At 54.7% G+C, this 10,252-nt stretch carries 9 protein-coding genes; all 9 read right to left on the bottom strand.

Annotated features, from left to right (window positions below; translation table 11 throughout):
* Window positions 1–247 precede the first annotated feature (247 nt).
* Complete coding sequence (locus tag GH663_RS18225) at window positions 248–1,051, bottom strand: UPF0489 family protein (RefSeq protein WP_153133058.1); 804 nt, start codon at window positions 1,049–1,051, stop codon at window positions 248–250.
* An 86-nt stretch (window positions 1,052–1,137) separates the two neighbouring features.
* Window positions 1,138–2,214 (bottom strand): DNA-binding protein, encoded by a 1,077-nt coding sequence (locus GH663_RS18220; RefSeq protein ID WP_153133057.1) that lies wholly within the window; start codon window positions 2,212–2,214, stop codon window positions 1,138–1,140.
* Between the two features lie 287 nt (window positions 2,215–2,501).
* Window positions 2,502–3,131 (bottom strand): flagellar basal body rod protein FlgB, encoded by a 630-nt coding sequence (gene flgB, locus GH663_RS18215; RefSeq protein WP_153133056.1) that lies wholly within the window; start codon window positions 3,129–3,131, stop codon window positions 2,502–2,504.
* Window positions 3,132–3,164: 33 nt separating this feature from the next.
* Window positions 3,165–3,416, bottom strand: coding sequence for a hypothetical protein (locus tag GH663_RS18210; RefSeq protein ID WP_153133055.1), 252 nt, complete (start codon window positions 3,414–3,416; stop codon window positions 3,165–3,167).
* Between the two features lie 3 nt (window positions 3,417–3,419).
* A complete protein-coding gene (locus GH663_RS18205; protein WP_153133054.1) occupies window positions 3,420–3,845 on the bottom strand; it encodes a hypothetical protein in 426 nt (141 codons plus the stop codon).
* Window positions 3,846–3,873: 28 nt separating this feature from the next.
* Complete coding sequence (locus GH663_RS18200; protein WP_153133053.1) at window positions 3,874–4,818, bottom strand: cation diffusion facilitator family transporter; 945 nt, start codon at window positions 4,816–4,818, stop codon at window positions 3,874–3,876.
* 229 nt (window positions 4,819–5,047) lie between these two features.
* Window positions 5,048–5,353 (bottom strand): zinc ribbon domain-containing protein, encoded by a 306-nt coding sequence (locus tag GH663_RS21455; RefSeq protein WP_153133052.1) that lies wholly within the window; start codon window positions 5,351–5,353, stop codon window positions 5,048–5,050.
* Window positions 5,354–5,440: 87 nt separating this feature from the next.
* On the bottom strand, window positions 5,441–8,626 hold the full coding sequence (locus GH663_RS18190) for a CusA/CzcA family heavy metal efflux RND transporter (RefSeq protein WP_153133051.1): 3,186 nt from the start codon (window positions 8,624–8,626) through the stop codon (window positions 5,441–5,443).
* Between the two features lie 16 nt (window positions 8,627–8,642).
* Complete coding sequence (locus GH663_RS18185) at window positions 8,643–10,241, bottom strand: efflux RND transporter periplasmic adaptor subunit (RefSeq protein ID WP_153133069.1); 1,599 nt, start codon at window positions 10,239–10,241, stop codon at window positions 8,643–8,645.
* Between the last annotated feature and the right edge of the window lie 11 nt (window positions 10,242–10,252).

Raw genomic sequence — 10,252 nt, 5'->3', positions numbered from 1 at the left:
CGGCAGTCATTTGCCGTTCATGGTTATGTCATGTGTTGTACGTAGGCTGTCAGTTCCTTTGACTAAACCGTCAAAAGCCTCTACGCCACAAGACGGAAACCAAAATGGACAAAATCACGTTGAATCACAGGCCATCTATCACGATGCATGGACTGTTCGGCTATGTCTGAGGGTCGGCCGGGATTCATGTGAAATCCTCGAAAAACTCTGCTAACCATCGGATTTAGCGTAAAAAATCTGGCGTCGACTATTTAGACTGATGGCGCCAGCCGGCCTTGTGACTCAACAGTGGCGGATCAAACAACGTGCTGCACACCACGTTGAACAAGTGGTTCGAGTTCATCAACCCGCCACAGAATTCTGGCTCGGTCGCGATGGTCATTCCCGTCATTCGCGGAAGAATCCACGACATGAACGGGCTTGCTGGATCAAGGCATGCCTGGATTTCGTCTTGGCCGACCAGTTGAAGCTTGTCGCCTCCTCCACATGGGTCCGGACTTTCGGTAAAGTAATCCAAGTCGATATCGAGGATCACCGAATGGTGCTCTTGCCCTGAGATCGCCTCGGTTAGCTGCTCCACGGAGTCATAACAACAGACCAGATGCTTCCGCCCTTCGATATCCACGAAATCCTCTGGGCATTCATCACGTTGCTTTTGCACAACGTGGATGTCGCCAATCAGATTGAGGTAAGCCGCAGCCAGGATGTGGCCATCGTTTAAGGCATGTAACTTATCCCAGCAAAAGTAACCGACAGCCTTGTAGTCGGTCGTATCAAGCGTGCTGAGCCACTCGCATTCGAGGTCGCAGGGTTGAGCAAGATCTTGATGCCAGTCCAGAGAAATCAGTGTTGGCGGATTGGGCTGCTCAGCCTGCTTGTTGCGCCACTTGAGCCAATAGTAGAAAGCGAAACGATGATCCTGAACGATCGCCACTTCGATTGCACGCCTCCTATCGATCGGATGTGCAACGATGTCGTAGTAGGTTCCAGGTGGGCGAATGTACTCGTTGGACTCCATGTATCCCTCTGTTTCTGGTTCGCTGATAAGCATGGTAGCGTTAGACCAAGCCACCAGATGCTCTTGGCAAACAGCATCCTGGCTTGCCCAAAAAAGCCGCACGACGCTGACCTCCCTTATTACTTTCCCGGGTCAAAGAGCGATTCTTGGTTCTCGGCACTTTCTTTGCGCGGTCCGCTGCTTTTCGTTGCCGGTGCCTGATTGACGGTGAGCTTTTGCAGAATTTGTTCCTGGCTGGCCAACACAGCCTTTGCTGCGGTCAATTCAGTCTCCAGGCGGAGCCCAGCTTGATTCGCATCCTGTAATTTTTCTGTGCTGCTTTGGTTTTCCACGACCAGTTCATCAATGCGTGCGGCACTCTGGGCCAGGCGTTCTTCCATCTGTTCATTTTTGAGTTCGGAAACAGCCAATTTTTCCAAGGCAGTACGTAGTGGTCGAACCTCGGTTTCCAGACGATGCAACTCGCTGCGAAGATGACCCTGCTCACTGGAAAGACGGGCATTGTCCTGGTGGCTGCGGATGAGTTCCTGCTGTTTCGCGTTCACCGTTTCCTTGGTTGCACGCAGTTCGCCCTGCAAGAACTGGATCTGCTGCTCGAACTGTCGCTGATCCTGCTCCCGTTGTTCCTTCGCCGCCGTGCGGAAATGCTCCAGCGCCTCTCTGGCATGCTGGTGCTTTTCTTCCAGTGATACACGGTGCGCTTCATCCTTTGCCTGTTGCCCCTCCATGTCCTGGATGCGCTGAGCCATTTGCGCCCGAACAATTCTCTCTTCCTGAAGCGTGGCCAGGGTTTCGGCGTGGGCCGTTTTTTCTGCCGCCAACTCCAGGGCTTGGCGCTCAGACTGGCTGCGGAAGGATTCGACTTCATGACGTAGCGCGGTAGTAGTGTCGTTCAGCGCAGCGATTTCTGCCTTGTGCTTGTCGGTCAGTGCCGCCACGCGTTGATCGGCTTCCTCATGCAGGCGTTCGGCGAGCCTGGCGGCCAAGTCCTGAATGGCCTCACTGACCGCGACCTGGGTACCGGTACTCCCACCTTCCTCCTCCTCGATTTCCTTCAGATAGCGGTGGATCGTGCCTTTCGAGCCGGTATTCCCCAATTCGCCACGGATGGCATCGATCGATGGATAACGTCCCATCGCCAATAGGTTGTTACGTGCTCTGACGACTTCTGATTTGTAGATTCCAGCTCTGGCCATGGCATCCTCGAATTTCGTACCGTATTACATAATATGATATTACATACTAAATCAACGAAATTCAATGCTTAGACAATCGTAAGTTTCAGACGCGATAATGGTTGATTATTGGTTGTGATGGGCGACTGAGCGGAAAAGCCATGTGGGGATGGTACGAAATGGCAGGTTTGCTTCCTGACAATTTCTGCCCAAAGGCTTTCAAAAACGTGACTCAGAGATTCGAAGTTCCGTTAGGTAATGCCGAGGGGTTGAAAAACGAAACGAGACCGACACACAAAAGACCCCTGTTATTTCAGTGATTGAAATAGCTCTTTCATGTGCTTGAACTCACCACCAACCCGATCAAGGGAGAATTGATACATCAATGAGTTCTCTGCGAATTTCTGGCGCTCAACATCCATTTCAACGGTATTTCCGTCAGCCGCAGCCTGAGAGGGAACATGATATTTCAGGCTAACGGGTGGCGACTGCCAAGAAAAATTGCCCTTCAAATGCCCTGGCGAGGAGGCGTTCAATTGAAGAAGAGGAGATTGCTCGCCACCAGCGGCCTCAGCAATATCAATATCCATCGCTTTGTAGCCAGGGGTGTCAGCGTTGGCGATATTAGACGCAAGAATTTGCTGCCTATAGGCCCTTATTCCGAGCATTGTTTGTTGGAAATCCCCATTTTCTTGCCTAAGCCGTTTCTCGTTCGCTGGTAAGTGAAATGAATGGGTAGTGCCAAGAGCCAATTTTCCGGTAGGGTCGAGATTCCCGCTTGAGGCAACATTGGCAGCCGCCGAACGCGAAATGGCGTTTTCAAGGATGCTTGAAAATGCCGCTGAGCTTTTTTCTTCACCTGTATCGGACGCACCAAGTGCAGCATTTCCAATAATTTCCGCCTGTCTTGCAGGGAACAAAGGTGAAATCTCAGGCATAGAAACTCCTTGGATGAAATACGGCTGTGGGGGCTACTGGCTGTGTCCGATTTCTGGTTGGGTGCTGGTTACTCGCGACTGCTGAATTAATATTCCGATGCCTTCCTTGAAACCAAGGATCGTAGGAGGAAAGGCCTCGGCGAAGCTTGCTAAGGCGGCCCCGTGGAAGAAGCCAGCCGCCTCCGTATCCGCGAGAAAAACAATTTGTGGAAACGCATCGCCCACGCTGTGCACCGGACGCCTTGCCTTGGCTGTCAGTGAACGAGTGGGCGGTGCGGTGACCATCGCCTAATTCAGGACGAAACGGACACTCTGGCCAGGCTTGTCACCGAGTTTGACTAAGGCGACAGCCTTTGTGCCGGCTTGGATCTTGAAGGCTCCTTGGGCACGCAACTGGTTACTTCCAGCTGGCAGCAATTTGGCTTCAGTCTTGTCTGATGCAGACAGCAGCGTTATGGTAGCTGACGCATTCCGGGTATCGACAGGCTGGTCGTGATCAGTCACGTAGAGCGTGAGGGAATCAGCCTTCGCCACCAGCTCGTAGTTGATGTCCTTGATGACCGATACGACGCCTCCGTGCTGTGGCTTGGCGTCATGGGTGTGGGCCTGGCCCGGTTTCTCGTTGTGGGCATGGCCCTTATGGTCGTCCGCAGCGGATGCCAGATTGACGAAGCAAGCAAAGAGTAAAGCAGAGAGTACCGTGGAAGGTTTCATGGGAGCTCCATGTCAGTTGATAAATCGGTTAATGGTCATTTGGCTTATCGTTGTGCTCGGATGTGCTGCCGACGTAGGTGCAGCCTTCCGATTGGTGCGCACAGGGTTTTGTTTCGCATTGCAGCGTCGTGTGGACCACCTTGAAGCGGTTGGCCAACACCGTCTGTAAGGCGGGCATCAAAACCTCCTCGGGGGAGTAAGTCTGGTCGTAAACCACATGCGCGGTCAGGCTGGTCTTGCCGGTCGTCAGCACCCAGAGATGCAGGTCATGGATGCCGAGTACGCCTGGAACGACCAGCATGGCCTGCTCTACCTCTCCTAAGTCGATGCCCTCGGGCACGCCTTCGAGCAGGATGTTGAGACTGTCCTTCAGTAAGATCCAGGTGCGTGGCAAAACCCAGAGGCCGATGGCTACAGCCACAAGCGGATCTACCCAGGACCAGCCGGTTAGCTGAATCACCACCGCGCCCACGATCACGCCGATCGAGCCCAGAAGATCGCTCCACACTTCGAGATAGGCACCCTTCACGTTGAGGCTATCTGACTGTCCCCCGCTCAGTAGGCGGATGCTGATCAGATTGACGATGAGGCCGATACTGGCGACCACGAGCATCCCAACCGAATGGATTTCGGGCGGGGAGGTGAATCGTCGGTAAGCCTCAACCAGGATGTAGAGCGCCACGGCAAACAGCAGCATGGCATTAAAGGCTGCCGCCAGAATCTCAAAGCGGTGATAGCCATAGGTTCGCCGGCGATCGGCCGGGCGCCGGGCAATGCGGATGGCTGCCAATGCGATGGCGAGCGCGGCAGCATCGGTCAACATGTGCGCGGCATCCGAGATGAGAGCTAAGCTGCCGGTCAGTACGCCGCCAATGACTTCGGCAACAAGGAAACTGCCAGTCAGCGCCAGGGCAAAGCGCAGGGCACGTTCATTCTCGGTGCTCGGGAGCGCGTGGGTGTGACTCGCACTCATGCGGCCCCTCCTTGATCATCGGGGCGTCGCTTCCATTTCTGCTTCGTCATCTGGAGACGACGCCGAAGGTTTCTTGAATATTTTGGTGCCTTACCGCGCCTGCCTTCCCGCCAGCAAAACCATCCGTAAAGCACCAGAAAAGTCAGAATCAGCCCCAGAGTAAGCATGAGGAACTGGAACCCAAGGTGGCTGTGGATCATGTGCTTGACCATGAGGGATGACACCAAGCTCAGGACTGCTGCGCCTTGCCGCAATTCGGGCAAAACTTAGTACCCGGGGCGAGGTTCGCATTGCAGTCCGCACAATTGCTGGGCACCAAGGCTGCGCCGCATTGGGTGCAGTAGCGTCCCCCAGGGTTGGTCGCAGAGCCGCACTTCGGGCATGAGGGGCCACCGGTAGCGCTATTGGTGGGTGGCGCTGAATTTGAGGGATAACGATTCCCCCAGCCATGATGTCCGCTGTTCCGTTCGCGGCCATGATGATCTCCGCCATGCGAATCGCCGACTCCTCGCAAGAGTTTTTCAAAAAATCCCATAACAGCCTCCGTATTTGAGTGGAAGAATGGGTGACCGACGGTTTATGCCGAATCCGGCACGGAGCCCCCGGTCACGAACAGAAAACGCTAGGCTTCAGATGGCTCGTCTATCGATTTCGTGAAGTCCTCCTCGTCGGCGTCTTTGCCGTGAGCAAGGCGGTATAGAAGCGGCAACACGAGAAGCGTCAGCGCCGTCGACGACAAGATTCCACCAATCACCACGGTGGCAAGCGGGCGTTGGACTTCCGCACCGGTACCTGTCGCAATCGCCATGGGGACAAAACCGAGCGAGGCGACCAATGCCGTCATCAGCACAGGACGCAATCGGGTCAGCGCCCCTTCGTGAATGGCATCATCCAGGGAGCGACCTTCTTCACGCAAATTACGGATGAAGGAAATCATCACGAGGCCGTTCAGCACCGCTACACCCGACAAGGCGATAAAACCGATGCCTGCCGAGATCGAGAGCGGAATATCCCTTAGCCAAAGTGCGACAATGCCGCCTGTCAGCGCAAACGGAATGCCTGTAAACACCAGCAACCCATCTTTCACGTTCCCGAACATCGCGAATAGCAGCGTGAATACCAACAGCAAGGCCACGGGTACGACGATCTTGAGACGTTTCGAGGCCGATTCCAGCTGTTCGAAAGTTCCGCCCCAGGCCGTCCAGTAGCCGCTTGGAATCTTGACCTCGGCTAGACGGCTCTGAGCCTCGCCAACGAAGGAACCGATATCTCGTCCTCGAACATTGGCACTAACAACAACGCGACGCTTGCCGTTTTCCCGGCTAACTTGGTTCGGACCCGGTGCGAGTTCGAGACTGGCGACTTCCCCTAATGGGATGTAGGTCGTGCGTACATCAACCCCATTCCCAGCAGAAGCCCCCTTCGGCAAAGCAATCGGCAAACGCTTTAGCGATTCGAGATCTGAACGCAGGCTATCCGGCAAACGTACGACAATATCGAAGCGTCGGTCACCTTCAAACATGGTTCCAGCCTCTCGACCACCAATTGCTGTCGAGATCGCATCCTGGACATCTCCAATATTGAGTCCGTAGCGAGCCGTTTTCTCCCGGTCAATATTCACGGTCAGCATAGGCAAGCCCGTCGTCTGCTCGATCTTGACCTCGGAAGCACCCGGGATTTTTTCCAATACAGCAGAAATTTTGCTGGCCGTATCGTTCATTACATCCATGTCGTCACCGAATATTTTGATGGCAACATCGCTGCGTACCCCGGAGATCAGCTCATTGAAGCGCAACTGGATCGGTTGGGAAAACTCATAGGTATTCCCCGGCAGTTTTCCAACGGTTTTTTGGATAGCGGCCAGCAGTTCGTCCCGAGATTTCCGTGGCTCTGGCCATTCCGCTTCGGGTTTCAACATGATGTAGCCATCCGAAATATTGGGTGGCATCGGATCGGAGGCAATTTCGGCCGTTCCTGTTCTCGCGAAAATCCTGTCGATTTCCGGATACTCCGCCTTGAGCCCCTTTTCCAACTGTTGCTGCATGGCTACTGACTGCGAAAGGCTGGTTCCAGGAATTCGCAGTGCCTGAATCGCAAAGTCGCCTTCGTTCAGGCTCGGTACGAATTCGCTCCCCATGCGCGTCGCGACCAAGCCTGAGAGAAGAACCATGACCGCCGTGAAGACCAGCACCACCGGCTTGTTCGCCATGACGCCAGCCAGAACAGGCTCATACCAACGCTTGGCTGACCGCATCAGGAAGTTTTCCGTTTCATCCACCTTTTCACCGATGAACAGTGCGACGCCAGCGGGAATAAAGGTGACGGAGAGGATCATGGCACCTACGAGCGCGGTGACCACGGTGAAGGCCATGGGGTGGAACATTTTTCCTTCGACGCCGGTGAGCGCGAAGATCGGCAGATAGACGATCATGATGATGAGCTGACCGAATAGCAGCGCTCGGCGAGCCTCTTTCGAAGCGGTAAAGACTTCGTGGAAGCGCTCGGTCCGGGTCAACGGTCGCCCGTGATGTGCCTGGGCATGGGCCAAACGGCGAACACAGTTCTCTACAATGACGACTGCACCATCGATGATGATCCCGAAGTCAAGAGCGCCGAGGCTCATTAGGTTGGCACTAATCTGGTAGGTCACCATCCCCGAAAAGGTAAACAGCATGGAGAGCGGGATCACCATGGCGGTGATTACAGCTGCCCGCATGTTGCCGAGGAACAGGAATAGAATGACGATGACTAGGATCGCCCCTTCCAGAAGGTTCTTCTTGACGGTATTGATCGCTTTGTCCACCAGGACGGTACGGTCATAGACTGTCACTGCCTTGATGCCTTCCGGCAGATTGCGGTTGATTTCGACCATTTTCTGGTCGACCGCCCGTGAGACGGTGCGACTGTTCTCGCCAATCAACATGAACACGGTACCCAGAACGACTTCACGCCCGTTGTCAGTGGCGGCACCTGTACGTAGCTCACGACCGATGCCAACATCGGCCACGTCGCGGATACGGATCGGCACGCCCTGGACATTGCCCAGGATGACGTTACGAATATCCTCGATGCTACGCACTTGGCCAGGAGCACGAATCAGATACTGTTCGCCGCGCTTCTCGATATAACCGGCGCCGACGTTGCTGTTGTTGCGGTCGATGGCGATTACCACGTCCTGAAGTGTCAGGCCGTAGGAAGCCAGCTTTTCCGGGCTGGGTGCTACCTGATACTCTTTGGCAAAGCCACCAATCGAGTTGATTTCAGTCACGCCTGTCACGTTGCGCAGTTGCGGCTTGATGATCCAATCTTGTATTTCGCGCAAATCAGTCGGTGTATAGGGAGTGCCATCCGGCTTTTTGGCGCCGTCCTCTGCTTCTACCGTCCAGAGATATATTTCACCCAGGCCAGTAGAGATGGGCCCCATTGCCGGCGCTATTCCGGCAGGGAGTTTTTCCTTGGCTTCCTGAATCCTCTGATTGACTAGTTGGCGGGCAAAATAGATGTCCGTTCCATCCTTGAAAATCACAGAAACCTGCGACAACCCGTAACGCGACAGGGAGCGAGTCTGCTCCAGGTGAGGCAGGCCGGCCATGACGGTCTCGACCGGAAAGGTCACTCGCTGCTCGACTTCGAGCGGCGAATAGCCCGGCGCTGCCGTATTGATCTGCACTTGAACATTCGTGATATCGGGTACGGCGTCAATCGGCAGGCGCTGGTAGTTATAGATTCCCAAGCCAGCCATGCCGAAGACGGCCAATAGAACCAGCCAGCGGTGTTCGATGGCGAGGCGGATGATGCGTTCAAACATGTTGTTCTCCCTCGCCTCAGTGGCTGTGCTCGGCGCTACCCTTGCCGAGTTCCGACTTCAGGACGAAGCTGCCTGACGCTGCATAAGGGGTTCCTGCTTTCATTCCACTAACCACTTCGATGAATTTGCCATCCGAACGGCCCAAGGTCACCGGTTGTGCAACGAAGCCGTCAGGCACCTTGATGAAAACGACGCTCTTGTCACCAATCGTCTGAATGGCGTCGGTTTGAACGCTGACTGGAACTTCGGCTTCACTGGAAACGACTTCGATATTCACGAACAATCCAGGACGCCAAGCCATCTTCGGGTTGGCCAAAGTGACCCGCGCCTTGGCCGTGCGCGTATCCTGTCCGAGCAATGCACCCACGTAGGAGATGCTGCCTTCGGCTTTCGAGTCGAAGGCAGTTGCCTTAACAACAACCTTTTCACCAACCCGGATGACGTTCAGATCTTTGGCAGGAACGACAATCTCCGCCCATACGGAAGACAAGTCGGAAATTGTGAAAATACTGGCATCTTCCTTGACTGCCTCGCCAAGTGCGATGTGTTTTTCCACGACCATGCCGTCGAAAGGTGCGCGGATTTCATAACGATTGAGGCTGCCCGAAACCGTGGCACTGGCACCCAGCGCAATCAACTTTTGCTGGCTGTTAGCAACGGCGATTTCGGCTTCCCTTAAAGTTTGTTGGGCTTGCAGGTAGTCTTGCTCGGCAGAGATCTTTTCTTCCCAGAGCTTCTTCTCACGCTCATAGGTCGATTTGGCGAGCGAAAAACGCTTCTGCGCTGCTAGAAGTTCACTGCGTTGCTCCGAAAGGCCAGTGCTGGCGATCACAGCCAGAACCTGACCGCGCTTGACTGTTTGCCCCAGATTGGCAGGAACACTCTCGACGACTCCGGCAAGACGGGGTACAACATGCGCGGTACGGTCCTCGTTAAACCGGATTTCGCCGGGAAGCTGAGCCGCTGTTTTGATTTTGGCGGGAGTGGCCTTCTGGATACCGATGGCAGCAGCTTTAATTTGCTCGTCCGTTAGCTCGATTTTTCCTTCTTCCCGGGTATCGATGAACAGGAATGGGGTATTTCCCATTAGCACCGATATGGAGGCTTCGAACACATGCGGCTCTGCAATTTGGCTGGTACTTTTCAGGTAGTCTTTCTCGGCTGAAAAGAGGACTTCCTGCTTCTCCCCGCCCGGTCGCGTCAGTGCTACCGAAACTTTTGCCACAGTTGGTGCAAGTGGCTTTCCTTGCTGGAACAACCAGACACGGAAGCCAGGCTCGCCACCATCTTCGGACAACAGCAATTCCAGACCAAAACCATCCTCGGAAAATAATTTGCCACCATGCGGCCCCGACTTTGGTTCAGCCTCATGGTGCTCTGTATCTCCGTGTTCTTTGGCATGGTCGTGTCCATCGACCGCTTTACTGCCATGATGCTCGGCATCGGCATGGCCCTTGGCTTCGGCGTGGCTGGCGTGTTCAGGCTGTTCTCCAGCGGGCTGGGAGGTATTGCCACCCAGTATCCAGGTGCCCGCGACAACTCCGGTCGCCAAGATCACGGCAATGGCGATCCCTTGCTTTTTGGTGAGGTTAAAGGTGTTCTTGTTGAAATTCATTTTCACGACGT

This window comes from Dechloromonas hortensis (genome assembly GCF_009469765.1).
GTDB classification, from domain to species: Bacteria; Pseudomonadota; Gammaproteobacteria; order Burkholderiales; family Rhodocyclaceae; genus Azonexus; species Azonexus hortensis.
This window is presented reverse-complemented; position numbering and strand designations above follow the sequence as displayed.